Here is a 26,510-nt window from a genome sequence, read left to right on the forward strand (position 1 = left end):
GTTCATCGGTTGTGCGGCCACAGATCCGGGTCGGGGGCGAAGCGGACACGGAGTTCGCCGTCGACGAGGCCCGCGCCCGCCACGGTGCAGCGGCGGGGCGCGGAGGGCAGCGGGACGATCCGCCGGAACGGGCCCACGCCGACGACCAGTTCGTCGCCGCGCCGCACCAGGCTCAGCTCCTCGCGGACGGCTCCGGGCAGCGGTATCCGCCACACCAGGACGCCGTCCTCGCCGAGCCGGTCCTCCACGGGCCACGGGTCACGGGGGCCCGGCAGGGTCACCGGCACCGGTACGTCCAGGTCCTCGGGGCGCGGGTCGCGGCCCAGGTGGGGCAGCTCGTACGCGCCGGGCCACTCGGCGACGACCTTGCGCTGGCGGGCGGCGGCGTCGGCGAGCCACGGGTCGGTGGAGCCGTCGGGGAGCAGCCGGTTGGCGACGACCGTCTCGACGTCGAGGCCGTGCAGGGCGAGGCCGGTACGGGTGGTGCGCAGGGTCTCGGCGGCGGCCCGGGTGGGCTCCGCGACGAGCCGTACCCGGGTGGTGCCCGCGTCGATCACGGCCTGCGCGGCGGCGAGTTCGGCGTCCCAGCGGGCGGCGGACTCGTACAGCCACTGTGCGGGCATCGGCACCCCGGCGAGCCGGCCGAGTACGGGGCGCAGGGCGCGCGCGGCCTGGCGCTCCGCGGGGAGCAGGCGGCGCAGGTAGCGGCGGAGCTGCTCGGGGAGGGCGAGGGTGTCGATGGCCCGCGGGGCGGCCGGCAGGTCGACGACCAGCAGGTCTTCGTCTCCCTCCGCGGCGGTCCGCAGCGCGCGGAGCAGCGCCAGTTCCTCGCTGCCCGGCAGTGGCGTGAGCTCGTCGGCGTCCAGCTTCGCGGCGCCGAGGAGTTCGAGGCCGGAGGCGGCGCGTTCCTGGAGGGCGAGGAGGTCGCGGCGGAAGTCGTCGGCCGGGGTGAGGCGGGTCACCTCCACGCCGGGGAGCCCGGGCGCCGGGGCCGCGGTGATGAGTCGTGTGCGCTGGCCCTGGCGGGCGGCCTTCAGGGCGGTGGCTGCGGCGATGGTCGTCTTGCCTGAGCCACCGGGGCCGGTGACGAGAAGGGTGCGCATGGGGTTCGAGGTTACCGGTGGTGGGCGCCCCCGTGATCGGCGCGCGGCACCGGGGCCTCGGGGCTCCGCCCCGGACCCCGCGCCTCAAACGCCGGCGGGGCTGAAAGATCGGGGCTCCGCCCCGGACCCCGCTGCTCAATCGCCGCAGGGGCTTGAAAAGCCTGCTCAAGCGCCGCAGGGGCTTGAAGGGCTCGATCGCCGGCGGGGCTTATTCGCCCGTCTCGACGCGCTTCTTCAGGCCTGCCAGCGCGCGGTCGATGATGACCTTCTCGGCCTTGCGCTTGATCATGCCGAGCATGGGGATCTTCACGTCGACCGTGAGGGAGTACGTGACCTCGGTCCCCTCACCCGCCGGCTTCAGCACGTACGAGCCGTCGAGGGAGCGCAGCATCTGGGACTTCACGAGGGTCCACGAGACCTCGTTCTCGCCGGCCCAGGTGTACTTGAGCGTCTGGTCGTCCTTGATCGCTCCGGCGTCCATGACGAGCCGGACCTGTTCGGCGCGGCCGGACCCGTCCTCGGCGATGACCTCCGCCTCCTTCACCTCACCCGTCCAGTCCGGGTAGCGGGCGAAGTCGGCGATCACCCCCATGACATCGGCGGGGGCCGCCTCGATCGTGATGCTCGAGCTGGTGTGTTCCGCCATCGCCGTGGCTCCTCCGGATACCGGTCATGGATGCGCCGTGCCTGCGTGTGTGTCGCCTGAAGGCTATCGCGCGCATGCGCTCACGCTGTCACCACTCCAGCGCCCAGGGCCTGCCCGACCCCGCGAAATGGCCGACGTTCACGCATTCCGTGGCCCCGATCCGCATCCGCCGCGCGAGCGGCTGGTGGACATGGCCGAAGAGCGAGTACCGGGGTTTGGTCCGGCGAATCGCCTCCAGGAGGGCGCGGCTGCCACGCTCGAACCGCCGCGCCACGGTGTCGTAGACGAGGTCGGGAACCTCCGGCGGGATGTGTGTGCACAGCACGTCGACCTCGCCCACGGCCTCGATCTTCGCGGCGTACTCCTCGTCGTCGATCTCGTACGGCGTGCGCATCGGCGTGCGGAGCCCGCCGCCGACGAAGCCGAAGACCCGGCCGCCGATCTCGACGCGCTCCCCGTCGAGCACGGTCGTGCCGGGTGCGGCGTACTCGCGCCAGAGTTTCGGCATATCGACATTGCCGTAGGTCGCATACGTCGGTGTGGGGAACGCCGCGAACATCTCCGCGTACTGCTTCCGCACCGCTTTTTCGATGGCAGGGACACGGTCTATGCCGGCCCACAGCTCCCTGCCGAAGGCGCGCGCCTCCTCGAAACGGCGGGCCGTGCGCAGTTCGACGATGCGGTCCGCGTTCTCGACTCCGAACAATTCGGGGAAAATGCCGCGCGAGTGATTTGCGTAATCAAGGAACAACACCAGGTCACCAAGGCAGATGACGGCATCGGCGCCGTCTCCGGCTCGTGCGAGGTCGGTGGAGTTTCCGTGCACATCGCTGACTACGTGTACGCGCATACCGATCACCCTAGGACGATGGGTCCCGGAATGGGTAGAGGCCTCGGACCTGCGGTTACTTCCGAGTCGCTCGGCTCCTGGACTAGGGTGCGAGGACGGTCGCGGCGACGTGTGACGCAGCGTACATCTGGTCCGACCCCCCTATCGAAGAAGCAGTACCGGTGGGTAACGTCCGGGCAGTCCAGTCGTGTTCAGTTCAAGCAATGAGTGACGCCGAGTTCGGGCGGGCAATTCATTGATGCACTGTGCACCTGCCCGATCTTGGACCGCACCGACGCATCACAGAAGAGTGGCGCCGGCGCCCTACGAGGAGCAGCAGTCTTGCGCGAGTTCAGCCTTCCCGCTTTGTACGAGGTCCCCGCGGACGGCAATCTGACCGACATCGTTCGCAGAAACGCCGCGCAGCACCCTGATGTCGCCGTGCTCGGCCGCAAGATCGACGGCACGTGGCAGGACGTCACGGCCGTCCAGTTCCTCGCCGAGGTGCGCGCGGCCGCCAAGGGGCTGATCGCGTCCGGCGTGCAGGCAGGCGACCGCATCGCGCTCATGTCGCGCACGCGCTACGAGTGGACGCTGCTCGACTTCGCGATCTGGAGCGCGGGCGCGATCACCGTTCCGGTCTACGAGACGAGCTCGCCCGAGCAGATCCAGTGGATCCTCGGCGACTCGGGCGCGGTCGGCATCCTCGTCGAGCTGGACGCGCACGCCGCGGCCGTCGCCTCCGTGCGCGACCGGCTGCCCGAGCTGCGGGACGTCTGGCAGATCGAGGGCGGCGGCCTGGACGAGCTGTACCGCGCCGGCGCCGAGCTCTCCGACGGGATGGTCGACGACCGCAGCGCCATCGCGAAGGCCGACGACCCGGCGACCATCGTCTACACCTCGGGCACCACAGGGCGCCCCAAGGGCTGTGTCCTCACGCACCGCAGCTTCTTCGCGGAGTGCGGCAACATCGTGGCCCGCCTCGGCCCCCTGTTCCGTACGGGCGAGTGCTCCGTACTCCTCTTCCTCCCGGTGGCGCACGTCTTCGGCCGCCTCGTCGAGGTCGCCTCGCTGATGGCCCCGATCAAGCTGGGCCACGCCCCCGACATCAAGCAGCTCACCGATGAACTGGCCGCTTTCAGGCCTACGTTGATCCTCGGTGTGCCGCGCGTCTTCGAGAAGGTCTACAACTCGGCGCGCGCCAAGGCGCAGGCCGACGGCAAGGGCAAGATCTTCGACAAGGCCGCCGACACGGCGATCGAGTACAGCCGCGCGCTCGACAGCCCGAACGGTCCTTCGCTGGCCCTGAAGCTCAAGTACAAGACGTTCGACAAGCTCGTCTACGGGAAGCTGCGCACCGTCCTCGGCGGGCGCGGCGAGTACGCGATCTCGGGCGGCGCGCCGCTCGGCGAGCGGCTCGGTCACTTCTTCCGCGGCATCGGCTTCACGGTCCTGGAGGGCTACGGGCTGACGGAGTCCTGCGCGGCCACGGCCTTCAACCCGTGGGACCGCCAGAAGATCGGCACGGTGGGCCAGCCGCTGCCGGGGTCCGTGGTCCGGATCGCCGACGACGGCGAGGTGCTGCTGCACGGCGAGCACCTCTTCACCGGCTACTGGAACAACCAGGGCGCGACCGAGGAGGCGCTGGCCGACGGCTGGTTCCACTCCGGTGACATCGGCACCCTCGACGAGGACGGGTACCTGCGGATCACCGGCCGCAAGAAGGAGATCATCGTGACGGCGGGCGGCAAGAACGTCGCCCCGGCCGTCATCGAGGACCGGATCCGCGCGCACGCGCTCGTCGCCGAGTGCATGGTGGTCGGCGACGGTCGCCCGTTCGTGGGCGCGCTCGTCACCATCGACGAGGAGTTCCTCGGCAAGTGGGCCGCGGACCACGGCAAGCCGGCCGGGTCCACGGTGGCCTCGCTCCAGCACGACCCCGACCTGCTGGCCACGGTCCAGGCGGCCGTGGACGACGGCAACGCGGCGGTGTCCAAGGCGGAGTCGGTCCGCAAGTTCCGCATCCTCGGCGCCCAGTTCACCGAGGAGTCGGGCCACCTGACGCCTTCGCTGAAGCTGAAGCGGAATGTGGTGGCGAAGGATTACGCGGACGAGGTCGAGGCGATCTACCGCGGGTAGCGGTACCGGGTGGCATCCGCCGGGCGCGTGTTGTGCGCGTTGCGGCGGATGTTGCGTTTCGCCCGTCGTTTCCCACGCCACGGGGCTCCGCCCCGGACCCCGCGCCTCAAACGCCGGCGGGGCTGGATCTGCTCAATCGCCGCAGGGGCTTGATTTGCCGCCCCGCCTTGGGCAATCTGCCGCCTTGGGCGGCAGGGTGGGCAAGGCGGCACCACGGTGCCGCGCACCGCTGCCGACGGCCCCGGCCCCGTCCAACCGGTTACAGCAACCCGCGCAACCGATCCGCCAGCAGGTCCCAGCGCCACCTCTCCTCGACCCACTCACGCCCCCGCTCGCCCATCCGGCGGCGCAGCTCCGGGTCCTGGAGGAGGGTCACGATGCGGTCCGCGGACTCCGTTTCCGAGCCGCCGCGGACGACCCAGCCCGTCTCACCGTCGAGCACCGCGTCCGGCGCCCCGCCGGAGTCGCCGGAGACGACCGGGAGCCCGGTCGCGGAGGCCTCCAGGTAGACGATGCCGAGGCCCTCGACGTCGAGCCCGCCCCGCCGCGTACGGCACGGCATCGCGAAGACGTCACCCGCGCCGTAGTGCGCGGGCAGCTCCTCCCACGGCACGGATCCCGTGAAGCGCACGGAGTCCGCGACCCCGGTCTCCCGCGCCAGCCGCCGCAGGTCCTTCTCGTACGGCCCGCCGCCGACGATGAGCAGCACCGCGTCCGGCACCGCCGCCAGGATCTTCGGCATGGCGAGGATCAAGGTGTCCTGGCCCTTGCGGGGGACCAGGCGGGAGACGCAGACGACGACCGGACGGTCCGTCAGGCCGAGCCGGGCCCGCACCACGTCCCCGCCCGACCCCGGGTGGAACGTCTTCTCGTCGACCCCCGGCGGGAGTTGTGCCATCCGCCCCGCCGCCGCAGGCGTGAGCGCCGCCGCGATCCGCGAGCGCGTGTACTCGCCGAGGTACGTGATCGTGTCCGTGCCTTCGCCGATCCGCCGCAGCAGCTGCCGGGACGCGGGGAGCTGGGCCCAGCCCGCCTCGTGCCCGTGCGTCGTCGCGACGATCCGCTCCGCACCGGCCCTGCGCAGCGCCGGCGCCATCAGACCGAGCGGCGCCGCCGCCCCGAACCACACCGACGTACAGCCGTGCGCCCGCAGCAGCCCCGCCGCACGCCTGGTCACGCGCGGGGTCGGCAGCAGCATCGTCGTGTTGTCGCGCACCACGGTGAACGGCTGCTCGGCATCGAAGGCCGCCGTGGCCTCGACCCCTTCCCGGCTGCGCTTCCACGTCGAGGCGTAGACGACGAGCCGCTCCGGGTCCAGGCGCAGCGCCATGTTGTGCAGGAACGCCTGGATCCCGCCGGGGCGCGGCGGGAAGTCGTTGGTCACGAGCAGAGTCTTCGGTGTCTGGCGCATCACCGCCGACAGTACCGAACGCGTCCGGCGGGGGCCGCCGCGCCGCGGGGGTCCATGGCCAGGCCACAGGGCTTCCCGGCATCATGTCTCGAATGAAGTCGCGAACGCCCGCCGGGCTCCTGGTCACCTGGGTACTGACCCGGGCGCTGCTCCTGCTGTGCGTCTTCAAGGTGATCGTGGTTCCGGGTCCCGATGTCACCAGCGACGTCCACGTGATCTACCAGGGCTGGTTCGACGTGCTGCGCAGCGGAACGTTCCCTCTGGACGACGTGACGTGGCAGTACCCGCCGGCCGCCGCGATGGCGATCCTCTCCCCCGCGCTGCTGCCCTTCCTGGAGTACGCCTCCGCCTTCTTCCTGCTCGCGTTCCTGGCGGACGCCGTCGTCCTGCTGATGCTCCTGTACGTCTCCGAGCGGCGGGGAGCCTCGCGGCGCGGCACCTGGGTGTGGGTCGTCGGTCTGCCGCTGCTCGGACAGACCGTCTACGCGCGCTACGACGTGATGGTGACGGCCGTCGCGATCGCGGCGCTGCTCGCGGCGGCCCGGCATCCGAGGGCCGCGGGCGTCTTCGCGGCGATCGGCGCGATGATCAAGGTGTGGCCGGCGCTGCTGCTGCTCGGCACGCGGCGCGGCCGGGCCACCCGGCAGACGTGGGGCACGGCGGTCCTGACGGCCGCCGGGCTGCTCGTCGCCTTCACGGTCGCGATGCCGGGCGCGCTCGGCTTCCTCGCCTTCCAGAAGGACCGGGGCACGGAGGTGGAGTCCCTCGGCGCCCTCGTCTTCCACGTGGCGCGCCAGTTCGGCTGGAACGGCACGGTGCAGCTGAACTACGGCTCGATGGAGTTCCTCGGCCCGCACGTGGACGTGGTCAGCACGCTGGCGCAGGTGCTCACGGCGCTCGCGTTCGGCTGGCTGGTGCTGTGGCGGCTCAGGGCGCGTGCCTGGCAGTCCGCGACGCTCGCCGACGCGGGCCTGACCGCGGTGCTGCTGTTCACGACGACGAGCCGGGTGATCAGCCCCCAGTACATGGTGTGGCTGGTGGGCGTGGCCGCCGTCTGCCTGCTGTTCCACGACAGCCGGATGACGCTGCCGGTGTGGCTCGTGCTCGCGGCGACCTTTGTGACGTTCCTGGAGTTCCCGCTGTACTTCGGGAACGTGGTGTCCAGCGACCCGCTCGGCGTCACCCTCCTCTTCGTACGCAACGGCCTGCTGGTCGTGGCCTCCCTCAGCGCCTGCCGCCGGCTGTGGCGCGCCACGGTGACCGAGCCCCGGCTCGCCGACCCCGGCCCGCCGCCGGTCCAGACCGCGCACGACGACACGCTCACCGCCCGCTAGGAACCCAGCTCGGAGCGGACGTAGTCCCGCCACTGCGCGACGAACTCCTGCTCGTCGATGCCGAGGGCCTGTCGCAGCGCCGCGTCGACGGCCCCGGCGCGCTGTTTGTGGCCGCCGACCGCCGTGTAGAAGGCGTTGAGCTTCGCCTCGCCCCAGCGGTCCGCGATCATCCGGCAGGCGAGCCAGCCGCTCTCGTACGCGCGGGCGAGCTTGGCGGAGTCGCCGGAGAAGCCGAAGTCCGCGTCGTCGGGGAGCTCGGCCGGCGCCGTGCTCTGCTCGACCGCGCGGCGCAGCTCGGGCGCCGCCTGGTCCGGTGTGCGGTCGCTCTCGCGGTAGCCCGCCCAGTCCGCGTACCCCTCGGAGAGCCACAGCGGGGTCGCGGCGGACGTCGCGCGGCGGGTGGCGACGTGGGCGGTCTCGTGGGTGAGGACGACCTGCTTGCCGACCTCGCCGAGCACTCCGTACGCCTCGGGGTTGAGGATCACCCGGTCCGCGGGCGCCGTCCGGGGACCGCCCGCCTCGCCCGTCGTGACGGCCGCGATCCCCTGGTAGCCGGCGGCGGGAGCGCCCAGCAACTCGCCCATCTCGTTGAGGGATTCGGGCACCAGGACGACGACCCGGCGCGCCCATTCATCGCCCCACGCGCGTTGCACCGAGGGCACCGCCTCGTCGGCGAGCTTCGCGTACGAGCGCAGTTCGGAGCGTGGTTTGCCGACCCCGAGCACCAGGCTGTGCGCGCCCTTCACCGCGGTCACCGGGCCCTGCTCCCACAGCTGCTCACCGGCCTTCTTCCCGGGCCGGTCCCCGGTGACGTACCAGCCGTCGTCGCCGTGCCCCAGTGTCAGCCTGCGCTCGGCGACCACGGGAGCCTTGTCGTAGCCGTCGACCCGATAACGGAGGTCGGCCGTGGCGGTGGCGCGGGTCCCGGAGCGCTTCAGGTGGGTGAGCTTGTACTGCCAGGAGTCGAGCGGGACCTCGGAGAGATCGTCGAGCAGGCCCGGCTCCGCGCTGCCCGTCGACCGGTACGCGGGCCCGTCCCGGGTGACGACGGCGTGCGCCCGCTGGTCGAGCACCCGCTGCACGGCGGACGCGTCCGCGCCCTTCGGTCCTTCGTCCGCGCCGCACCCGGAGAGCGCGGAAAGCCCGACGAGCAGGGCGCCCAGTGCCACCGCACTCCCCGCCCTGCCCACCGCACGCCGTCGACCAGCCATCTTGTCGATCGTACGGCGAAGTCGTACGAGGAGCCTCAGACCCGGGTCACGGATGAGACGGGCATCATGCCCACCGGGTCGTAGCGCACCGGGGCGCCCGGGTGCGGCGCGTGGATCACCTGGCCGTTGCCCGCGTAGATGGCGATGTGGTGGGCGTCGGAGCCGTACGCCACGAGGTCGCCGGGCTGCGCCTGGGACACCGGCACCTGCTGACCCGCGTACCGCTGCGCCTGCGAGGTGCGCGGCAGACCGACGCCCGCCTGCCCGTACGACCACTGCATCAGGCCCGAGCAGTCGAAGCCGGAGGGGCCTGTCGCGCCCCAGATGTACGGCTTGCCGAGCGCCGACTTGGCGGCGGCGAGCGCGGCGGCCGCGCGGGCGGAGGAGGCGGGTCCCGCACCGGCCAGATCGGGGCGGGCCCCGCCGCGCGCGGCCCGGTCGTACGCGGCCCGCTCCCCGCCCGGCATCGCGTTGAGCAGCCGCCGCGCCTTGGCCAGCTTCTTCTCGACGGTCTGCTTGTGCTGCCGGACGGCCTTGCGGCTGGCCTCCAGTTCGGCGAGCTCGGTCCGTGCCTCGGCCCTGCGCTGGTCCAGATCGCGCTGGGCGCCCCGCAGTTCGACGAGCTCGCCCGCGTTCCGGGCGCCGATCCGGTCGAGCGTGCCGGCCTTGTCGAGGTAGCCGTCCGGGTCGGAGGAGAGCATCAGGGCGAGCGCGGGGTCCATGCCGCCGGAGCGGTACTGGGCGCCGGCCACCACGCCGAGCGCGCGCCGCATCGCGTTGATCCGCTCCTGCCCGCGGGCCACCTGGTCCTGGGTGTCGGCGAGTTCCTCGCGGAGCTTGTCCGCGCGCTCGTCGGCCCGGTTGAACGCCTCGGTGGCCTTCTCGGCCTGCTCGTACAGACGGTCCACCGCGGCCTTGCCCGCGGGCCTGTCCTGCGGCGCGGCGCCCGCGGGGGCTGCGCCAAGGGCCGCGGCAGCTGAGGCCGCGGCCACTCCCAGAACAGTCGCACGCGTACTCCGGTCGAGGCCCGAGTGCCGAGAATGCGAGATACGGCGATGAGAACCCACGGGTAGCCGCTCCCCTTCCGCTGACGGACCCCCGTGATCGGGGGAATGCGCGCCGACAGTAGTCGGGCGACTACCGCCTGACCAAAGACCGTTCAGGGGACACGCAGCGCGGCGCCCCGCCTCTGACGCAGGTCATGGGCGGGGCGCGGGGGTCAGCGCGGGTCTGCGGAATTCGCCCGAACGGGCGCGTTTCCAGGGCAGGTTGGGACGGGTCAGATGCGGCGGGCCGTCTGGTAGGGGCCGACCGTGTCCATCGACTCGTAGCGCACGCTGGCACCGGGGTGCGGGGCGTGCAGCACCTGGCCGTTGCCCGCGTACAGGCCCACGTGCTCGGTGTTGTTGAAGAAGACCAGGTCGCCGGGCTTGAGCTGGCTCCTGGGCACCTCGGTGCCCTCACCGATCTGCGTGTACGTGGTCCGGGTTATGGAGACACCGGCCTGGTTGTACGCCCACTGGGTCAGGCCCGAGCAGTCGTAGGAGTTGGGGCCCGAACCGCCGGAGACGTACGGCTTGCCGATCTGGGAGGCGGCCGCGGACAGGGCGGCGGAGGCGCGGCCCGAGGCGGGCAGCGCGTCACCGAGGTCGACGCGGCTGGCGGAGTCGCGGCTGGCGCGCTCCTGCTCGGCGGCCATCTTGGCCCGCTGCTCGGCGGTCAGCGTGTTGAGCAGCTTGCGGGCCTCCGCGAGCTTGCCCTGGACCTGGTCCTTCTTCTTGCCGAGCTCGGTGCGGGTGTCGGCGAGGTCCTTGAGCTTCTGGGAGGCCTCGGCGCGCTCCTGGGCGAGCGTGCGCTGCTTCTCCTGGACCTTCTTCAGCGACTCGAGCTGCTGGGCGCTGAGCGAGTCCAGCGTCGAGGCCTTGTCGAGGTAGCTGTCCGGGTCGGAGGAGAGGAACAGCTGGACCGAGGGGTCGATGCCACCGGAGCGGTACTGCTGCCCGGCGAGCGTGCCGAGGCCGGAGCGCAGCTCGTTCAGGTCGTCCTGGCCGCGGGCGACCTTGTCCTGGAGATCGCCGATCTCCGACTCGAGCTTCTTCTGCTTCTCCTTGGCCCCGTTGTAGTGGTCGGTCGCCAGACCGGCCTCTTCGTAGAGCTTGTCGACCTTGGCCTTGACTTCGCTCTTGCTGGGCTTCGGTGCTGCGTTGGCGGCCTGAGAGGTGAGGGCCACGGCAGCGGCGGCGGTCGCGGTGAGCACGGTCACGCGGGTGCGGCTCGGCTGCTTGGGTCGACGGTGGGACGCCACGAAGGCGAGCTCCTTCTTCCTCCAGCCGCCTACCGAGGCTCCGGCGGGCGGTGCCCCTCCACCGTCACCCCTTATGAGTGATCACCCGAGCGGAGGTTCGAGCCGACCTTAGTGACCTCTTCGTGATCAGTTCAAATCCCTCAGAGAAAAAACTCCGTCACTCGCTGCATTCTTTGCACTCAACTCACATGCAGTGATGTCCGCTTGACGCTACGTTGCGTGAAGGTTTCGCCAATTCGGGCATTCGACACGGATGTTGCGCGTGTGACTTAAGTAACTCGGAGCCTCTTTTGGGGGAACGTCAGCCGTGCGACAGTCGCTTCAGGAGCACCACGGAGGCGACAGGGCGCGCCCCGGCCTTCGCAATGCCGTCCGCGACCTCCCGGTCGGTCGACACGACGATGACGGGGCGCCCCGACGGCTCGGCGCGCACGAGCTGGCGGATCAGCTCGTCCGCCGTGACCCCCGGTTTGGAGAACAGCACCCGCACCCCGCGCGGTGGCGCGAGCAGTACGGGCGCGGCGAGTTCGGCCCCGTCGAAGACGCACGTCACCTCGGCCCCGGTCTGCGCCGCGAGCTGCGAGAGCGAGCCGAGCAGGCGCAGCCGCTGCTTCTCCAAGGGCATCGTCGGATACCCGGTCTTCGTGACGTTGTACCCGTCGACGACGAGGTGGGCCTGCGGCAGCGCCAGCAACTGGTCGAGGATCGCCGGGTCGTGCTCGTGCAGGGCGCGGGCCGCGATGTCCTTCGGCGTCATCCGGCCCGGCTCGACGGCGTCCACGGAGTCGGCGGGCCGCGTGGACACCGGCGGCAGCGCGAGCTCCCTGCGCAGCCCCTGGGCCGCGTCCAGGACCGTGTCGAGGAGCAGCCGCACCCGCATGTCCTCGATGCTGCGCCCCTCGCGGGCCGCCCGGCGGGAGGACTCGAGGGCCGACTCGGCCTCACCGAGCCGCGACTTGAGCCGGCGCGTCTCGCTCTCCGCCGCGGACACCTGGGCCTGCCCCTCGGCGCGCACCGCGTCGGTCTCGGCCCTCGCCTTGCGCACGGCGGCCTCGCCGCGCTTCACGTCGCTGAGCGCGGCCCGCAGCTTGCGCTCGACGGCGGCGACCTCGCGCTTGGCGGCGTCGGACTCCGCGCGCAGCCGCTCCGTCTCGGTCCTGGTGTGGGCCCTGGCCTCGGCCAGCTCGGCGCGCAGCCGCTCGAGTTCGGCGCGGGTCTCGTCGTCGGCCCGCTCGGCGTCGGCCCGCTCCGCGTCCTCGCCCGCGGCGGCGACGAGCTTCACCCAGCCGACGGGCCGCAGCACATACGCGGCCGCCGCCACGTCGAGCGGATCGGCCGCGGGCGGCGGGGACCCCGCCTCCAGGGCGGCCGCCAGCTCGGACTGCGCGTCCCGCAGGCGCTCCCCGATCCGCTGCCGGAACAGCGGGTCGCTCTCCAGGGCCGCGGCCATCGCGTTACCGGCGAACTTCATCCGCCGGGTCGGGGTGAAACGGGCGTACTGCCGCAATTGAGACGGAAGTTCACCTACCGTCAGACCGCCGAAACCGTCCGACGCGATCTGCACGACCCGTCGTCGTACCCCTTCGGGCAGCGGGCGGTCGAGCACCTCGGCGGCGCCGCCCTCCCCGGCCTCCCCGCCTGTGCTCTCCACCATCCGTCACCCCAATGTCGCTGTGGAGCCGCTCCTCAGGAGTCGGCGCCCGGCCTGTCCACCAGTTCCACCTGATCCACCGCGTTGCACCACCGGCAGCGCACCGACTCGATGGTCTCACTGACCACCTCGCGCTCCTCCACCTTCGGCTCACCGGCCAGGTCCAGGTGCATGTACTCGACGACCTTCGAGGACCGCGTGACGTCGAACCGCGTCAGATTGCCGCACAGGGTGCAGCGCCAGCGGGTGGTGGCGGTCGGCAGGGGAACCGTCATCGAGTGGTGCCTTCTTCCGGATGCATACGGATTGCGTGGTGCTGCTTTATTGCCCGTAACCCTACGGCCTGCCGTGCGCCGCCCGCTCCCCGCCTTGCGTCATGCTCTGTCCATGATCGGCAATGGGCGCTCCGCGATCGACAGGCTGACCGCATTCCTCAGAGGTCATCCGGCTCCGGTCACGTACAGCATCATCGCGGTCTGTTGTGTGGTCTTCGTGCTGTCCCCCGCCTCGGGTCTGAACCCCGGCTACGGCACGGGGGACCAGCTGCTCGCCGCGCAGAGTGCCTACTTCGAGCGCTGGGGCGTGGTCCCCGGCGAGCTGTTCGACGGTTCGGCGCGGGCCCTGCTCACCCCTCTCACGGCCCTGTTCGTGCACGGCAGCTGGCTGCACCTGCTGGGCAACATGCTCTTCCTCTACGTGTTCGGGGCCATGGTCGAGGAACGCATGGGCGGCCTCTCGTACGCCCTGTTCTATGGAGTCAGCGGCTATCTGGCGCTTCTCGGGTACACGCTCGCGCACGCCGATTCCGACCAGAGCCTGGTCGGCGCGTCCGGGGCGATCTCGGCGGTACTCGGCGCGTTCCTCTTCCTGTTCCCCGGAGCGCGCGTGACGAGCCTGTTTCCCTTTCTCCTCTTCCTGCCGCTGCGGTTTCCGGCATGGGTGGTGCTGCCGTTCTGGGTGGCACTGCAGTGGGTGGCGGCGGGACAGGTCAGCCAGGGGCCGGGCGTGGCGTATCTGGCGCACCTGGTGGGGTTCTCCGTCGGGTTCCTGTGGGCGTGGGTGAGGTACAGAGGGCGGGCTAGAGTTGAGGCGACCCATGCCACGGCCACCGAGGGAGACAGCCAGCCGTGATCACCGCGATCGTGCTCATCAAGACCAGCGTGGACCGGATCCCCGAGATCGCCGAGTCGATCGCGGCACTGGAGAACGTGAGCGAGGTCTTCTCCGTCACCGGTACCTACGACCTGATCGCCATGGTCCGGGTCGCCCGCCACGACGATCTGGCGGACGTCATCCCCGGGAAGATCAGCAAGATCCAGGGCGTCGAGGGCACGGACACGCACGTCGCGTTCCGTACGTACTCGCAGCACGACCTGGAGGCGGCGTTCTCGATCGGCCTCGACGCGTAACGCCCTTCGCGGCAGCTGTATGAAGGTCCTGTATGAAGGTTTCTTCATCCCCGGTTCATGCTGACGCCGCGGTACGCCGCCGAGCCTGGCTGCCATGGCCTTCTCCCACCGCATGGCGGCCCTCGCCGCGGTCGTCGCGATCCCGCTCGGCATCGCGGCGACCAGCTACGCCCTGACCGACAGCCCGGATCCCCCGAAGTCGCCGCCGAAGGTGGAGCTGGAGAGCGGCTCACCCTCGCCGCGCCCGACGCCCAGTGACGAGACGGTGTCCCCGCCACCGGTGAGCGAGAATCCCTCAGCCGATGACAGCACGCCCGGCACAGACGACGACGCCGACGACGGAAACGACGGAGCGGACGACCGCGGCGGCTCCGACGACGACGGGCCCGGCGACGACGGCTGAGCCCGCGCACCGGTGGGTCTCCGCCCGCGTCCGCATCCTGCTGTGGCTGCTCGTCGTGATGACGGTGGCGCTCACCGCGGTCGCCGCCACCACCCGCTCGGTGCTGCTGCGCGATGTGGACCACCGCGTGGACCGGCTGCTCGCGCAGGAGACCGGCGAGTTCGCCAACTTCGTGCGCAGGGGCGTCGACCCGCGCAGCGGCGAGCGGTTCACCGACCCGGACCCGCTGCTCAAGCTGCACCTGGAGCGGCAGTACGCCGACCCGGACGAGGAGCTGCTCGGCCTGGTCGACCGCGGCTCGGACCGCACCCCCGCCAAGAAAGAGCAGTCCCGGGCGCCGGACGTCGACCACGCGCTCGCCCAGGACCCGGCGGGCCTGCGCGCCGTCTTCGGCTCCCCCGACGCCACCGGCACCCTGGACCGCCCCGGCGGCGTGATCCGCTGGTCGAAGGTGGAGATCGGGGCGGGCGACGGCCGGCCCGCGGCGGCGTTCGTCGTCGCCTTCCACCCGGAGCGCGAACAGGCCAAGGCGGAGGGCGTCTTCCACATGCTGCTCGCGATCTCCGGGGTGGCGCTGCTGATGACGACCGGCATCGGCTGGGCGGTCGCGGGCCGCATCCTGCGCCCCGTACGCCTCGTGCGCACGACGGCCGCGCAGCTCACCGAGCAGGACCTCACCCGGCGCATCCCGGTGCAGGGCAGGGACGACATCGCCGCGCTCGCCGAGACGTTCAACGGGATGCTCGACCGACTGGAGCGGGCGTTCGCGGCGCAGCGCGAGTTCGTCGACGACGCCGGGCACGAGCTGCGTACGCCCATCACCATCGTCCGGGGCCATCTGGAGCTGATGGGCGAAGATCCGCGCGAGCGCGAGGAGACGGTGCGGATCGTGATGGAGGAGCTGGACCGGATGAGCCGCATCGTCGAGGACCTGCTGCTCCTGGCGAAGGCGGAGCGCCCGGACTTCGTGACGCCGGAGCCGGTGCAGCTCGCCGAGCTGACCGCCGACGTGTTCGTCAAGGCGCGGGCGCTCGGCGAGCGGGACTGGGAGCTGGCCGAGGTCGCCGACACCGAGGCCGAGTTGGACCCGCAGCGGATCACGCAGGCGATGGTCCAGCTCGCGCAGAACGCGGTGCAGCACACCGTGCCGGGTCAGCGCATAGGCATCGGTTCGCGGCTCGTGCACGGCCGGGTGGGGCGCGAGCAGGTCGAGCTGTATGTCGCCGATGCCGGGCCCGGTGTCACGGACCAGGACGCCGCGGTGATCTTCGAGCGGTTCCGGCGGGGCACCGCGCGGCGCGGCTCACGCAGTGCGGGCGCCGGGCTCGGCCTCGCGATCGTCCAGGCCATCGCCCAGGGGCACGGCGGCCACGCCGAACTGAGCCGCACCGACGGCGGTGGCGCCACCTTCACCCTCGTACTCGACCGGACGGAGCCGAAGTGAACCGCATCCTGATCGTGGAGGACGAGGAGCGAATCGCCTCCTTCGTGGAGAAGGGGCTGCGCGCGGGCGGCTTCACGACGACGGTCGTCGGGGACGGCGACTCCGCCCACGACTACGCCCTGACCGGCGGCTTCGACCTGATCGTCCTGGACATCGGGCTGCCGGGCCGGGACGGTTTCACGGTCCTGCGGCAGCTGCGCGAGGCGCGGGTGACGACGCCGGTGATCGTGCTGACCGCGCGGGACTCGGTGCGGGACACGGTGGCGGGTCTGGAGGGCGGCGCCGACGACTGGATGACCAAGCCGTTCCGCTTCGAGGAACTTCTCGCGCGCGTGCGGCTCCGGCTGCGGACTGCCTCCGGCACTCCTGAGGTGACGATGCTGGGGAGCGGGGATCTCACGCTCGACCTGCGCACGCGCCGGGCGCGGGCGGAGGGGCGGACGGTGGATCTGACGGCGCGTGAGTTCGTGTTGTTGGAGCTGTTCCTGCGCCATCCCGGGCAGGTGCTGTCGCGTGAGCAGATCCTGTCCCACGTGTGGGGATACGACTTCGATCCCGGGTCCAACATCGTGGACGTGTACGTGCGGGCGCTGCGGAAGAAGCTGGGCGCTCGGCATGTGGAGACGGTGCGGGGGGTGGGGTATCGGTTGCCGGAGTCGCCGTGAGGTCGTGTTGCGGTCAAGAGGGGTTGCGGTTGCGGGGCTCTGCCCCGGGCCCCGCGCCTCAAGCGCCGGCGGGGCTTGATAGGCGGCACTTGATACCCGCGGTGAATTTCCCTTCATGTAGCCCTCATTGAGGGCTCACCGCGCCGCACCACGCTGAGCCGTGTGACCCTGAAATTTCGTGACGCCGCGACCCTGTGCATCGCCCTCAGTATCTGCGCGCTGCTCGTGGTCCCCGGCAACTTCCCCGGTCTGACCGGTGACGCCCGGCTCACGCTTGGCGTGTTCGCGTTCGCGACCTGCGCGTGGATCGGCACGTCGATCGACGACACGTACATCGCGCTCGGCGCCGGCCTGGCGCTCACCGCGACGGGCGTGATCAGCAGCGAGACCCTCTTCGGCACCCTGGGCGACGAGACGGTGTGGCTGCTGATCTGCGCGTTCGTGCTTGCCGCCGCCGTGGCCCGCAGCGGGCTCGCGGGGCGGGCGGCGGCGTTCCTGGTCAGCGGGGCGCGCGGCGTACGGCAGTTGACGCATCTGACGACGGCGGCGCTCGTCGTCACCGCCTTCGCGGTACCGGCCACCTCGGGCCGCGCGGCGCTCGCGCTGCCCGTCTTCCTCGCCCTCGCGAAGGTGCTGGCCGACCGTCGTCGACTCGTCGTGATGCTGGCGCTGCTCTTCCCCACGGTCATCCTGCTCTCCGCCGTCGCGACACTGATCGGAGCGGGCGCGCACCTCATCACGGTGTCCGTCCTGTGGGAGGCGACGGGCGAGCGGATCGGCTTCACGCAGTGGCTGCTGCTCGGGCTGCCGCTCGCCGTCGTCTCGTCCCATCTGGCGGCGGAAGCCGTCCTGTTGACGACGACGCGGCGCGCGGACCGCGCGGGCCCGGTGCGGATCACGATGGACGACCTCCAGGAGCACAGCGAGCAGCCGGTCACCGGGCCCTGGGAGCCGGCCGAGACCCGCTGCGCGCTGCTCCTCGCCACGGTCGTCGCCCTGTGGTGCAGTGAGCCGCTGCACCAGGTGCCGCCCGCCGTCGTCGCGCTGATCGGAGCGGTGGTCGCGGCCTCCCCCGCGCTCGGCACCGTACGCCTGAAGGACGCGCTCGGTACGGTCCCGTGGTCGCTGCTCCTGTTCATGGCGGCGACGATGGCGATGGGCGTCGCGCTCGCCGAGTCCGGCGCCGCGAAGTGGCTGGTCGGCGGGGTCCCCCTGGATGTACCGCCGTGGCTGTTCCTCGCCGTGGTGATCGCGGTGAGCACGGCCGCCCACCTGATCCTCCAGTCCCGCTCGGCCCGCTCCTCCGTGCTCGTACCGCTGGTCGTGGCGGCGGCCGTCGGCGCAGGCGTCAACCCGGTCGCCGCCGCCCTCGCCTCCACCGCCGCAGCGGGCTTCTGCCACACGCTGCCCGCGTCCGCGAAGCCGGTGACGCTCTTCGCCCAGATACCCGGGGTGCCCACCTATACCCCGCGCGACCTGCTGCGCCTCTCCGCCGTCCTGGCCCCGCTGACGGCCGCCGCCGTCCTGCTGTGCGCGCTCACGCTGTGGCCGCTGCTCGGCGTGCCCGTCCGCTGAACCCACCCTGGAGACCGACGTGTTGACCCATTTCGCCATCGCCCCCAGCGGCTTCAAGGAGTCCCTGTCCGCGGGCGCCGCCGCCGAGGCCATCGCCTCCGGTGTACGCCGTGTGGTGCCGGACGCCGTGACCGACCTCATCCCCCTCGTCGACGGCGGCGAGGGCACGGCCCGCGCGCTCGCGGCCGAGGGTGGCGGCCGCCTGGTCGCCCTGCCCGCCACGGGCCCGGTCGGCCAGCGCGTCGGCACGCACTTCGCGCTGCTCCCTGACGGCACCGCGGTCGTCGAGATGGCGGCCGTCGCCGGGCTCTCCCTCGTCCCGCGCGAGCTGCGCGACCCGAGCGCCACCACGACGTACGGCGTCGGCGAGCTGATCCGCGCGGCCCTCGACGCGGGCGCCCGCCGCATCCTCGTGGGCTGCGGCGACTCCGGCACCTCCGACGGCGGCGCGGGCGCGCTGCAGGCACTCGGCGCCCGACTGCTCGACCCGTACGACATGCAACTCCCGCTGGGCGGCAGGGAGTTGATGCACCTGGACCGTATCGATCCGAGCGGCCTCGACCCGCGTCTGAAGGACACCGAGATCCGGGTGGCCTGCAATCCGTTCAACGTGCTGTGCGGGGAGCGCGGCGTCGCCCGCGTGTTCGGCCCGCAGAAGGGTGCGACGCCCACGCAGGTCGAGCAGCTTGCGGCCGCCCTTGAGCACTGGGCGCACGTCCTGACGCGCGACCTGGGCGTACGTACCGACCTGTTCAGCGGGCCGGGCACGGGCGCCTCCGGCGGACTCGGCGCGGGCCTCGCCGCGCTCGGCGCCGAACTCCTCCCCCGCTTCGACGTCCTCCTCGACCACCTCGACCTGGACGCCCGCCTCGCCCGTGCCGACCTGGTCGTCACCGCCGAGGGCGCCCTCGACCACCAGACGCCGCGCGGCAAGGTCCCCGCCGAAGTGGCCCGCCGCGCCAAGCGGTTCGGCCGCCCGGTGCTCGCCCTCGCGGGCACCATCGGCGACGGCGCGCACACGGTGACGGCGACCGGGGTCGACGCCTACAGCTCGATCCTGCCCGCCCCTGTGACGCTCGCGGAGGCGCTGGGCCGGGGCGGCGAGTTCCTCACGGATGCCACCGAGCGGGCCCTGCGCATGATCCTGCTGGGCAGCCGGCTCACCCCGAGGGATCAGGCGTTGGTGGTGTCCGGCACGCAGCGCCCGTCCTCGGTGCGGTAGTTCCAGCGGGCGCCGTCCCGCACGAGCTCCGTCACGGCGGACACGAACCGCTCCACGTGCTCGTCGGGCGTCCCGGCGCCGAAGCTGACGCGGATGGCGTTGAGCGACTTCTCGCCCGGCGCGGCCTCCGGGGCACCGCACTCGCCCTGCTGCTGCGGGTCGGAGCCGAGCAGCGTGCGCACCAGCGGGTGGGCGCAGAACAGGCCGTCGCGCACCCCGATGCCGTACTCGGCGGAGAGCGCGGCGGCGAAGTGCGAGGAGTTCCAGCCGTCGACGACGAAGGACAGCACGCCCACCCGCGGCGCGTCGTCCCCGAACAGCGACAGCACCTTCACCTCGGGCACGGCCGCGAGCCCCTCCTGGACCTTGCGGATCAGGTACTGCTCGCGGGCGACGAGGTTGTCGAACCCGGCCTCGGTGAGTGCCTTGCAGGCGGAGGCGATGGAGTACACGCCGATGACGTTCGGCGAACCGGCCTCGTGGCGCGCGGCGGTGGCGTGCCACTCGACGTCCACGCCGCCGTCGGCGCGCCGCGCGACCTTCTTGGAGGCGCCACCACCGGCGAGATAGGGCTCGGCCGCCGTCAGCCAGTCGGAGCGGCCCGCGAGCACGCCCGAGCCGAAGGGCGCGTACAGCTTGTGCCCGGAGAAGGCGACCCAGTCCACATCCAACTCCTTTACGGAGACGGGGTGGTGGGGCGCGAGCTGCGCGGCGTCGAGCACGATGCGGGCACCCTGCGCGTGAGCGGCCGCCGCGAGCTCGCGCACCGGCCAGAGCTCACCGGTGACGTTGGAGGCACCGGTGACGCAGACGAGGGCCGGGCCGTGGGGGTCACGGCCGGCGAGGGCGCGCTCCAGCGTGGCGACGGCCTCGTCCGGGGTGCGCGGCGCGTTCAGGTACGTCACGCGGGCGTCGCGCCACGGCAGCAGCGAGGCGTGGTGCTCGGTCTCGAAGACGAACACCTCGCAGTCGGCGGGCAGCGCGGCGGCGAGCAGGTTGAGCGAGTCGGTGGTCGACCGGGTGAAGACGACCTGGTCGTCCTCGCGGCAGCCGAGGAACTCGGCGACGGCGACCCGGGAGTTCTCGAACAGGTCGGTGGACAGCTGCGACAGATACCCGGCGCCGCGGTGCACGCTGCCGTAGTACGGCGCGTAGGCGGCGACGTCGTCCCACACCCGCTGCAGGGCGGGCGCGCTGGCCGCGTAGTCGAGGGCGGCGTACGTGACCTCGCCACCGGTGACGAGCGGCACGGTGACGTCCCGGCCGAGGACCGGAAGCGGGGCTGCGATCCCGGAAGGGGACGAGGTGCAGGCGGCGGCGTCGACGGAAACAGACATGGGTGAACTCCCTGGCGCGATCAGCGAATTGACCATGCCGGAACCAGAACCGGACGCGGCTCGACGGCATGGAAAGAAAGATGAAACAGGTACGCGGAGGCGGGGCCGAAACGCCCTATCGCATTCGCTTGCTCACGAGACTGCTCCCTTGAGGACCAGGACCCCAGGGTTGTTCGCAGGGGTCCGCGCTTGCCATGGACCTTGCTGTCCACGGCCTGGTCTTCACCCGGGGCACCCCGCCACGGACGGAGGGTTGCCGGACAGCGAGCCGGGGCTTAATCGCTGTCACTCATGACCTGCGCAGCATCTTGCCACACGATCTTGCCGGTGCCCACCGCTGTCCGGCATCCGGACCGCGGTGGGCGCCACACTCACCTGTTGCTGGCCGCCACCCACCGCTCCAGGGCGGACTTCGCCGCTCCGGAGTCGATCGACTCGGCGGCCCGGTCCATGCCCGCCCTGATCTGCTCGACGAGCGTGCCCTCGCCGGGCCGCACGGCGACCAGGGCCGCCGCCGCGTTCAGCAGCACCGCGTCGCGCACGGGCCCCCGCTCGCCGTCGAGGAGGCGCCGGGCGACCTCCGCGTTGTACGAGGGGTCGCCGCCGCGCAGCGCCTCGATGGGCACGATGTCGATGCCGACGTCGCGCGGGTCGAAGGACTCCTCGCGCACGGCGCCGTCCCGCACCACCCACACGCGCGAGGAACCCGTGGTGGTCAGCTCGTCGAGGCCGTCGTCGCCGCGGAACACCAGGGACGAGTTGCCGCGCTCGGCGAAGACCCCGGCCACGATCGGCGCCATCCGGGCATCGGCGACGCCGACGGCCTGCGACTTCACCTTGGCCGGGTTGGTCAGCGGGCCCAGCAGGTTGAAGACCGTGCGGATACCGAGCTGGCCGCGCGCGGCGCCCGCGTAGCGCAGCGCGGGGTGGAACTTTATGGCGAAGCAGAACGTGATGCCGGCTTCCTCCGCGACCTCGGGCACCCGCTTCGGCGACAGGTCGAGATTGACGCCCAGCTTCTCCAGTACGTCGGAGGAGCCGGAGGCCGAGGAGGCGGCGCGGTTGCCGTGCTTGACGACCTTGGCGCCCGCACCCGCGATCACGATGGCGGCCATGGTGGAGATGTTGACGGTCTTCGCGCCGTCCCCGCCCGTGCCGACGATGTCGACGGTCTCGCCGGGCACCTCGATCACGTTGGCGTGCTCGTACATGCCGCGTACGAGACCGGAGATCTCCTGCACGGTCTCGCCCTTGGCGCGCAGCGCCACCGCGAACCCGGCGATCTGCGCGTCGGTCGCCTCGCCCCGCATGATCCGGTCCATCGCCCACGCGGTGTCGTCGGCGCTCTGGTCACGGCCCTCCAGCAGGCCGTTCAGGACGGCGGGCCAGGAACGGTCCGCCGAGGTGTTGCCTCCAGCGGGGTTCAAAGCGCTCATGGCCGCTCCTGTGTGCATCTGTGGGTTGAAAGGTGCTGCGGTCCCACCCTATCCAGGTATCAGGACCGCAAAGAGCCCCCGTCCAGGCACTGGACGAGGGCTCCCGCGGTGGCTTGCAGCGACGGATCAGAGATCAGTGGTGGCCGTGGCCGCTGGTGATCTCCTTGTACTCCTCGGCGGTCGGCTTCGGGATCTGGTTGTTCTCCCCGTAGTAACCGCGCGAGAGCTTGCCGCGCAGCTTCTGGAGCCGCGAGACCTTGCGCTCGACACCGTTCTCGTCGACCGTCGGGCCGATCTCGGCCGGCGCGTACTGCTCGTGCGCCGTGAGGGTGTGCAGGGCCTCCTGGTCGAGCGGCTCGTGCACCTCGACGAACTCACCGTGCGGCAGGCGCTTGATGATGCCGGACTCGCGTCCGTGCAGCACCTTGTCCTTGTCGCGGCGCTGGAGGCCGAGACAGATCCGCTTGGTGACGATGAACGCGATGACCGGTCCGACGAAGAACGCGATCCGGACGAACCAGGTGATGGCGTTGATCGACAGGTGGAAGTGCGTGGCCCAGAGGTCGTTACCACCACCGATGAGCAGCACCATGTACCAGGTGATCCACGCGACACCGAAGGCCGTACGCGTCGGAGCGTTGCGCGGGCGGTCCAGGATGTGGTGCTCGCGCTTGTCGCCGGTGACCCAGGACTCGATGAACGGGTAGACCGCGATCGCGACCAGGACCAGCGGGAAGATCACGACCAGCGGGATGGCCACGCCCAGGACGAGCGTATGACCCCAGAAGTCGATCTCCCAGCCAGGCATCACACGGATCAGGCCTTCGGAGAAGCCCATGTACCAGTCCGGCTGGGCGCCCGTGGACACCTGGTCGGGACGGTATGGACCGATGGCCCAGATCGGGTTGATCGTGGCGATCGCGGCGACCACCGCGATGACGCCGAAGACCAGGAAGAAGAAGCCACCCGCCTTGGCCATGTAGACCGGGAGCAGCGGCATGCCGACGACGTTCTTGTTGGTCTTTCCGGCACCCGCGAACTGCGTGTGCTTGTGGTAGAAGACCAGGATCAGGTGCGCCGCCATCAGGCCGAGCATGATGCCCGGCAACAGCAGGATGTGGATCGAGTAGAACCGCGCGACGAAGTCGCCGCCGGGGAACTCGCCGCCGAAGAGGAAGAACGACATGTACGTGCCGACGATCGGCACGGACAGGATCGCGCCCTCCATGAAGCGGACACCGGTGCCGGAGAGCAGGTCGTCCGGGAGCGAGTAACCGGTGAAGCCGGTGAACATGCCCAGGACGAACAGCAGGAAGCCGAAGACCCAGTTGACCTCACGCGGCTTGCGGAACGCACCCGTGAAGAACACGCGCATCATGTGCACGAACATGCCCGCGAGGAAGATCAGCGCGGCCCAGTGGTGGATCTGACGGATCAGCAGACCACCGCGCACATCGAAGGAGATGTGCATGGTCGAGTTGAAGGCCTCCGACATCAGCTGCCCCTGGAGCGGGACGTAGCTGCCGTCGTAGGTGACCTCGTTCATCGACGGGTGGAAGAACAGCGTCAGATACACACCCGTGAGGATGATGATGATGAAGCTGTACATGCAGATCTCGCCGAGCATGAAGGACCAGTGGTCCGGAAAGATCTTGCGCATGTTGGACTTGGCCAGGGAGTAGATCCCCAGACGTCCGTCGGCCCAGTCGGCTACGCGCTCGCCGGCCGGTGCCTTCTCGCGCGCAGGCGCGTCGTTCGTGGTCGTAGTACTCATCCGCGCTCCCAGAAGGCAGGGCCGACGGGCTCAGCGAATTCGCTCTTGGCCTCGAGGTGACCCTCGGCGTTGACGCCGATGCGCAGCTGCGGCAGCGCGTGACCGGCAGGACCGAAGATCACCCGGGCGCCGTCGGAAAGGTCGAAGGTGGACTGGTGGCACGGGCACAGAGCGTGGTGCGTCTGCTGCTCGTACAGCGAGATCGGACAACCCACGTGGGTGCAGATCTTCGAGTAGGCCACGATGCCCTCGTGGGACCACTCGAGTTCCTGCTTGTCCTTGATGTTCTCCGGCTGGATCCGGACGAGCATCAGGGCGTCCTTGGCGATGTTCACCTGGAAGTCCTCGTCGTGCTCCTCCAGGCCCTCGGGCTTGGCGAAGGTGAGCGAGCCGACCGCGATGTCCGAAGGACGCAGCGGCTCGTTCGTGTTCATGTTGACGAGGGTCAGGCCCTTCTTCCACGACGTGGTGCGCAGCTTCTTCTCGGGCAGCGGCCCGAGGTCGCGAAGCAGGACCACACCGGAAAGGGGCACCAGCGCCAGCGCGCCGAACAGGGTGTTGCGGATCAGCTTGCGCCGGCCGAACTGCGACTCGCGGGCACCGTCGGCGAAGTCCTGCAGGACCTTCGCCTTGACCTCGGGCTCCGCCTCGATCGGGTGGCGCTCCTGGATGACCTCTTCGTCGGACATCAGGGTGCGGGCCCAGTGGACCGCGCCCGCGCCGATGCAGAACAGCGCCACACCGAGAGTCATGCCCAGCGCGAAGTTCAGCGCGCTGATATGACCCAGCGGGAAGATGTAGACGCTCGTATCGACGTCGATGGTGACGTACGAGGCGATGAAGCCGACGGTGGCCAGCATCGACACCATGAACAGGAAGGCGACGACGCGCTCGGACCGCTTGGCGGCCCGCTCGTCGAGGTCCTGGATCCGGTGCTCGTGGGGCGGCAGACCCGGGTCGGTGAAGGGCTCGTCCTTCACCGCGACCGAGCCGTGCACTGTGCCCTCGTTGGATTCCTGCTCTGCGGGCAGGTTCTCTTCTGGAATGTCTTGGCTACTCATGACTTCTTGGCCTTTGCGGTCCGAGCGGCAACCCAGATGGCGACGGCGATCAGACCGCCGAGCCCGAAGATCCAGGCGAACAGGCCCTCACTGACCGGGCCGAGCCCGCCCAGCTTGAGACCGCCGGGGCTCTCGGACTTGTCACCATTGACCGCGTCGAGGTACGCGATGATGTCCTGCTTGTTCTGCTTGGTCATCGTCGTGTCCGGGAACGACGGCATGTTCTGCGGGCCCGTCTGCATGGCCTCGAAGATGTGCTTCGGGGCTACACCCTCAAGGCTCGGTGCGAACTTGCCGTGTGTCAGTGCGCCACCCTCACCGGTGAAGTTGTGGCACTGGGCGCAGTTGGTGCGGAACAGCTCGCCACCCTTGGCGATGTCCGCGCCGTTGGCGCTGTAGTCCTTGTCGGTCGGCGTGACCGGACCGGCACCCAGCGACGCGACGTACGCCGCGAGCTGGTCGATCTCGGCCTGCGTGTAGATGACCTTCTTCTTCGGGACCTGCGCGCCCGGCTGCTGGGCCGGCATACGGCCGGTACCGACCTGGAAGTCGACGGCGGCGGAGCCGACGCCCACGAGGCTCGGCCCGTCGGAGGTGCCCTGACCGCCGGTTCCGTGGCAGCTGGCGCAGCCCACGGAGAAGAGCTTCTTGCCCTCGTCGATGGCGAGGGACTGGGAGGTTTCATCGGCCTGCGCCTTGTCCGCCGGCGCGAACGCGGCGTACAGCCCCCCGGTGGCCGCCAGCGCGAGGAGTAGGACGACGACCGCCGCCAGCGGATGGCGTCGTCGTGCGGAGAGCTTTTTCACGGATTACCCCGGTGTCAGGATCTTCTGCGTCGGTGCTGCGGAAATGTGTCGGGTACTTCGCCCGATGCTGTGCTCGTCGAGCTACTTGATCAGGTAGATCGTGGCGAAGAGACCGATCCAGACGACGTCCACGAAGTGCCAGTAATAGGACACGACGATGGCGGCCGTCGCCTGATGGTGGGTGAACCTCCGGGCCGCGTACGTCCTGCCGAGGACGAACAGGAAGGCGATGAGGCCACCTGTCACGTGCATGCCGTGGAAGCCGGTGGTCAGGTAGAACACCGAGCCGTACGGGTCGGAGGAGAGCGAGAGCCCATCCTTCTTGACCAGCTCGGTGTACTCGTAGACCTGACCGCCGATGAAGATCGCACCCATGATGAAGGTGACGATGAACCACGACCGGAGCTTCTTCACGTCGCCGCGCTCAGCGGCGAACACGCCCATCTGGCACGTGAGTGAGGAGAGCACCAGGATCGTGGTGTTCGTCGCGGAGAACGGAAGATTCAGCGCATGCGCCATTTCCTTCCAGTGATCCGGTCCGGTCACCGATCGCAGGGTGAAGTACATCGCGAAGAGGGCCGCGAAGAACATCAGCTCGGAACTCAGCCAGATGATGGTTCCGACGCTGGTGAGGTTCGGTCGATTGACCGACGGGTGCGCGTGCCCGGTTTCTACTGTCGTTGCTGTCGCCACGACCGACATTATGTCGGTCGCTTATCTCGCCCTCACTCCGGGGGGTGCCGTTCGGA

At 70.7% G+C, this 26,510-nt stretch carries 24 protein-coding genes and 1 riboswitch; of the genes, 9 read left to right on the top strand and 15 right to left on the bottom strand.

Annotated elements, in window-relative coordinates:
- Positions 1 to 2 precede the first annotated feature (2 nt).
- From ACIRHA_RS25365 to ACIRHA_RS25375, 3 genes are all read right to left on the bottom strand, one after another.
- Positions 3 to 1,103, bottom strand: coding sequence for an ArsA family ATPase (locus ACIRHA_RS25365; protein WP_403849937.1), 1,101 nt, complete (start codon positions 1,101 to 1,103; stop codon positions 3 to 5).
- Between the two features lie 208 nt (positions 1,104 to 1,311).
- Positions 1,312 to 1,749, bottom strand: coding sequence for an SRPBCC family protein (locus ACIRHA_RS25370; RefSeq protein WP_403849940.1), 438 nt, complete (start codon positions 1,747 to 1,749; stop codon positions 1,312 to 1,314).
- 88 nt (positions 1,750 to 1,837) lie between these two features.
- Entirely contained in the window at positions 1,838 to 2,599 is a 762-nt protein-coding gene (locus tag ACIRHA_RS25375) for a metallophosphoesterase (RefSeq protein WP_403849943.1), read from the bottom strand.
- A gap of 321 nt (positions 2,600 to 2,920) precedes the next feature.
- Between ACIRHA_RS25375 and ACIRHA_RS25380 the strand changes: the two genes are divergently transcribed.
- Positions 2,921 to 4,717, top strand: a complete 1,797-nt coding sequence (locus ACIRHA_RS25380) for an AMP-dependent synthetase/ligase (RefSeq protein WP_403849946.1) — start codon at positions 2,921 to 2,923, stop codon at positions 4,715 to 4,717.
- 259 nt (positions 4,718 to 4,976) lie between these two features.
- On the opposite strand, the gene ACIRHA_RS25385 is transcribed toward ACIRHA_RS25380, so the two are convergent.
- Positions 4,977 to 6,128, bottom strand: coding sequence for a glycosyltransferase family 4 protein (locus ACIRHA_RS25385; RefSeq protein ID WP_403849949.1), 1,152 nt, complete (start codon positions 6,126 to 6,128; stop codon positions 4,977 to 4,979).
- Positions 6,129 to 6,220: 92 nt separating this feature from the next.
- On the opposite strand from ACIRHA_RS25385, the gene ACIRHA_RS25390 reads away from it, so the two are divergent.
- Positions 6,221 to 7,462, top strand: coding sequence for a glycosyltransferase 87 family protein (locus tag ACIRHA_RS25390; RefSeq protein WP_403849952.1), 1,242 nt, complete (start codon positions 6,221 to 6,223; stop codon positions 7,460 to 7,462).
- On the opposite strand, the gene ACIRHA_RS25395 is transcribed toward ACIRHA_RS25390, so the two are convergent.
- The 5 genes from ACIRHA_RS25395 to ACIRHA_RS25415 all read right to left on the bottom strand — a co-directional run bounded on the left by ACIRHA_RS25395 (position 7,459) and on the right by ACIRHA_RS25415 (position 12,904).
- The gene (locus tag ACIRHA_RS25395; protein WP_403849955.1) at positions 7,459 to 8,673 is read right to left on the bottom strand and encodes a hypothetical protein; all 1,215 of its coding nucleotides are present in this window, start codon (positions 8,671 to 8,673) and stop codon (positions 7,459 to 7,461) included. The genes ACIRHA_RS25390 and ACIRHA_RS25395 overlap by 4 nt on opposite strands.
- A 35-nt stretch (positions 8,674 to 8,708) precedes the next feature.
- A complete protein-coding gene (locus ACIRHA_RS25400) occupies positions 8,709 to 9,740 on the bottom strand; it encodes an NlpC/P60 family protein (protein ID WP_403849958.1) in 1,032 nt (343 codons plus the stop codon).
- A gap of 212 nt (positions 9,741 to 9,952) precedes the next feature.
- Positions 9,953 to 10,978, bottom strand: coding sequence for an NlpC/P60 family protein (locus ACIRHA_RS25405; protein WP_403849961.1), 1,026 nt, complete (start codon positions 10,976 to 10,978; stop codon positions 9,953 to 9,955).
- Between the two features lie 301 nt (positions 10,979 to 11,279).
- Entirely contained in the window at positions 11,280 to 12,632 is a 1,353-nt protein-coding gene (locus ACIRHA_RS25410) for an NYN domain-containing protein (RefSeq protein WP_403849964.1), read from the bottom strand.
- 32 nt (positions 12,633 to 12,664) lie between these two features.
- Complete coding sequence (locus tag ACIRHA_RS25415; RefSeq protein ID WP_403849967.1) at positions 12,665 to 12,904, bottom strand: hypothetical protein; 240 nt, start codon at positions 12,902 to 12,904, stop codon at positions 12,665 to 12,667.
- A gap of 112 nt (positions 12,905 to 13,016) precedes the next feature.
- On the opposite strand from ACIRHA_RS25415, the gene ACIRHA_RS25420 reads away from it, so the two are divergent.
- The 7 genes from ACIRHA_RS25420 to ACIRHA_RS25450 all read left to right on the top strand — a co-directional run bounded on the left by ACIRHA_RS25420 (position 13,017) and on the right by ACIRHA_RS25450 (position 19,347).
- On the top strand, positions 13,017 to 13,760 hold the full coding sequence (locus ACIRHA_RS25420) for a rhomboid family intramembrane serine protease (RefSeq protein ID WP_403849970.1): 744 nt from the start codon (positions 13,017 to 13,019) through the stop codon (positions 13,758 to 13,760).
- A complete protein-coding gene (locus ACIRHA_RS25425) occupies positions 13,757 to 14,038 on the top strand; it encodes an Lrp/AsnC family transcriptional regulator (RefSeq protein WP_403849973.1) in 282 nt (93 codons plus the stop codon). The genes ACIRHA_RS25420 and ACIRHA_RS25425 overlap by 4 nt, the downstream gene beginning before the upstream one ends.
- Before the next feature lie 94 nt (positions 14,039 to 14,132).
- Positions 14,133 to 14,441, top strand: a complete 309-nt coding sequence (locus tag ACIRHA_RS25430; protein WP_403849976.1) for a small secreted hydrophilic protein — start codon at positions 14,133 to 14,135, stop codon at positions 14,439 to 14,441.
- Complete coding sequence (locus ACIRHA_RS25435; protein ID WP_403849978.1) at positions 14,341 to 15,885, top strand: ATP-binding protein; 1,545 nt, start codon at positions 14,341 to 14,343, stop codon at positions 15,883 to 15,885. Before ACIRHA_RS25430 ends, ACIRHA_RS25435 begins: the two co-directional genes overlap by 101 nt.
- Positions 15,882 to 16,550: a response regulator transcription factor gene (locus ACIRHA_RS25440; protein WP_403849980.1), complete on the top strand. Its 669-nt coding sequence runs from the start codon at positions 15,882 to 15,884 to the stop codon at positions 16,548 to 16,550. Before ACIRHA_RS25435 ends, ACIRHA_RS25440 begins: the two co-directional genes overlap by 4 nt.
- Before the next feature lie 162 nt (positions 16,551 to 16,712).
- Positions 16,713 to 18,125: an SLC13 family permease gene (locus tag ACIRHA_RS25445; RefSeq protein WP_403849983.1), complete on the top strand. Its 1,413-nt coding sequence runs from the start codon at positions 16,713 to 16,715 to the stop codon at positions 18,123 to 18,125.
- A 19-nt stretch (positions 18,126 to 18,144) separates the two neighbouring features.
- Positions 18,145 to 19,347, top strand: a complete 1,203-nt coding sequence (locus tag ACIRHA_RS25450; protein WP_403849985.1) for a glycerate kinase — start codon at positions 18,145 to 18,147, stop codon at positions 19,345 to 19,347.
- Here ACIRHA_RS25450 and ACIRHA_RS25455 read toward each other — a convergent pair.
- The 6 genes from ACIRHA_RS25455 to ACIRHA_RS25480 form a co-directional block, all read right to left on the bottom strand.
- Positions 19,299 to 20,684: an aminotransferase class V-fold PLP-dependent enzyme gene (locus ACIRHA_RS25455; RefSeq protein ID WP_403849987.1), complete on the bottom strand. Its 1,386-nt coding sequence runs from the start codon at positions 20,682 to 20,684 to the stop codon at positions 19,299 to 19,301. The two genes, ACIRHA_RS25450 and ACIRHA_RS25455, sit on opposite strands and share 49 nt — an antisense overlap.
- Positions 20,685 to 20,864: 180 nt before the next feature.
- A riboswitch (SAM riboswitch) is annotated at positions 20,865 to 20,981 on the bottom strand.
- A gap of 74 nt (positions 20,982 to 21,055) precedes the next feature.
- Positions 21,056 to 22,120, bottom strand: a complete 1,065-nt coding sequence (gene trpD / locus ACIRHA_RS25460) for an anthranilate phosphoribosyltransferase (RefSeq protein WP_403849990.1) — start codon at positions 22,118 to 22,120, stop codon at positions 21,056 to 21,058.
- Positions 22,121 to 22,253: 133 nt separating this feature from the next.
- Positions 22,254 to 23,894 (bottom strand): cytochrome bc complex cytochrome b subunit, encoded by a 1,641-nt coding sequence (locus tag ACIRHA_RS25465; protein ID WP_403849992.1) that lies wholly within the window; start codon positions 23,892 to 23,894, stop codon positions 22,254 to 22,256.
- Complete coding sequence (locus ACIRHA_RS25470) at positions 23,891 to 24,955, bottom strand: Rieske 2Fe-2S domain-containing protein (protein WP_403849995.1); 1,065 nt, start codon at positions 24,953 to 24,955, stop codon at positions 23,891 to 23,893. The genes ACIRHA_RS25465 and ACIRHA_RS25470 overlap by 4 nt, the downstream gene beginning before the upstream one ends.
- Positions 24,952 to 25,761 carry a c-type cytochrome gene (locus ACIRHA_RS25475; RefSeq protein WP_403849997.1) on the bottom strand — a complete coding sequence of 270 codons (810 nt, stop codon included), beginning with the start codon at positions 25,759 to 25,761 and terminating at the stop codon, positions 24,952 to 24,954. The genes ACIRHA_RS25470 and ACIRHA_RS25475 overlap by 4 nt, the downstream gene beginning before the upstream one ends.
- 81 nt (positions 25,762 to 25,842) lie before the next feature.
- Positions 25,843 to 26,463, bottom strand: coding sequence for a heme-copper oxidase subunit III (locus tag ACIRHA_RS25480; RefSeq protein WP_326014682.1), 621 nt, complete (start codon positions 26,461 to 26,463; stop codon positions 25,843 to 25,845).
- Positions 26,464 to 26,510: the final 47 nt, after the last annotated feature.

The sequence above is a fragment of the Streptomyces sp. NPDC102360 genome, from assembly GCF_044766085.1.
In the GTDB taxonomy this organism is placed as follows: domain Bacteria; phylum Actinomycetota; class Actinomycetes; order Streptomycetales; family Streptomycetaceae; genus Streptomyces.

Coding starts and splice junctions, on each gene's coding strand:
- trpD (WP_403849990.1), bottom strand. CDS start 22,120: ATGAGCGCTTTGAACCCCGCTGGAGGCAACACCTCGGCGGACCGTTCC.
- ACIRHA_RS25430 (WP_403849976.1), top strand. CDS start 14,133: ATGGCCTTCTCCCACCGCATGGCGGCCCTCGCCGCGGTCGTCGCGATC.
- ACIRHA_RS25415 (WP_403849967.1), bottom strand. CDS start 12,904: ATGACGGTTCCCCTGCCGACCGCCACCACCCGCTGGCGCTGCACCCTG.
- ACIRHA_RS25395 (WP_403849955.1), bottom strand. CDS start 8,673: ATGGCTGGTCGACGGCGTGCGGTGGGCAGGGCGGGGAGTGCGGTGGCA.
- ACIRHA_RS25435 (WP_403849978.1), top strand. CDS start 14,341: ATGACAGCACGCCCGGCACAGACGACGACGCCGACGACGGAAACGACG.
- ACIRHA_RS25410 (WP_403849964.1), bottom strand. CDS start 12,632: ATGGTGGAGAGCACAGGCGGGGAGGCCGGGGAGGGCGGCGCCGCCGAG.
- ACIRHA_RS25465 (WP_403849992.1), bottom strand. CDS start 23,894: ATGAGTACTACGACCACGAACGACGCGCCTGCGCGCGAGAAGGCACCG.
- ACIRHA_RS25370 (WP_403849940.1), bottom strand. CDS start 1,749: ATGGCGGAACACACCAGCTCGAGCATCACGATCGAGGCGGCCCCCGCC.
- ACIRHA_RS25455 (WP_403849987.1), bottom strand. CDS start 20,684: ATGTCTGTTTCCGTCGACGCCGCCGCCTGCACCTCGTCCCCTTCCGGG.
- ACIRHA_RS25420 (WP_403849970.1), top strand. CDS start 13,017: ATGATCGGCAATGGGCGCTCCGCGATCGACAGGCTGACCGCATTCCTC.
- ACIRHA_RS25390 (WP_403849952.1), top strand. CDS start 6,221: ATGAAGTCGCGAACGCCCGCCGGGCTCCTGGTCACCTGGGTACTGACC.
- ACIRHA_RS25375 (WP_403849943.1), bottom strand. CDS start 2,599: ATGCGCGTACACGTAGTCAGCGATGTGCACGGAAACTCCACCGACCTC.
- ACIRHA_RS25480 (WP_326014682.1), bottom strand. CDS start 26,463: ATGTCGGTCGTGGCGACAGCAACGACAGTAGAAACCGGGCACGCGCAC.
- ACIRHA_RS25365 (WP_403849937.1), bottom strand. CDS start 1,103: ATGCGCACCCTTCTCGTCACCGGCCCCGGTGGCTCAGGCAAGACGACC.
- ACIRHA_RS25470 (WP_403849995.1), bottom strand. CDS start 24,955: ATGAGTAGCCAAGACATTCCAGAAGAGAACCTGCCCGCAGAGCAGGAA.
- ACIRHA_RS25385 (WP_403849949.1), bottom strand. CDS start 6,128: ATGCGCCAGACACCGAAGACTCTGCTCGTGACCAACGACTTCCCGCCG.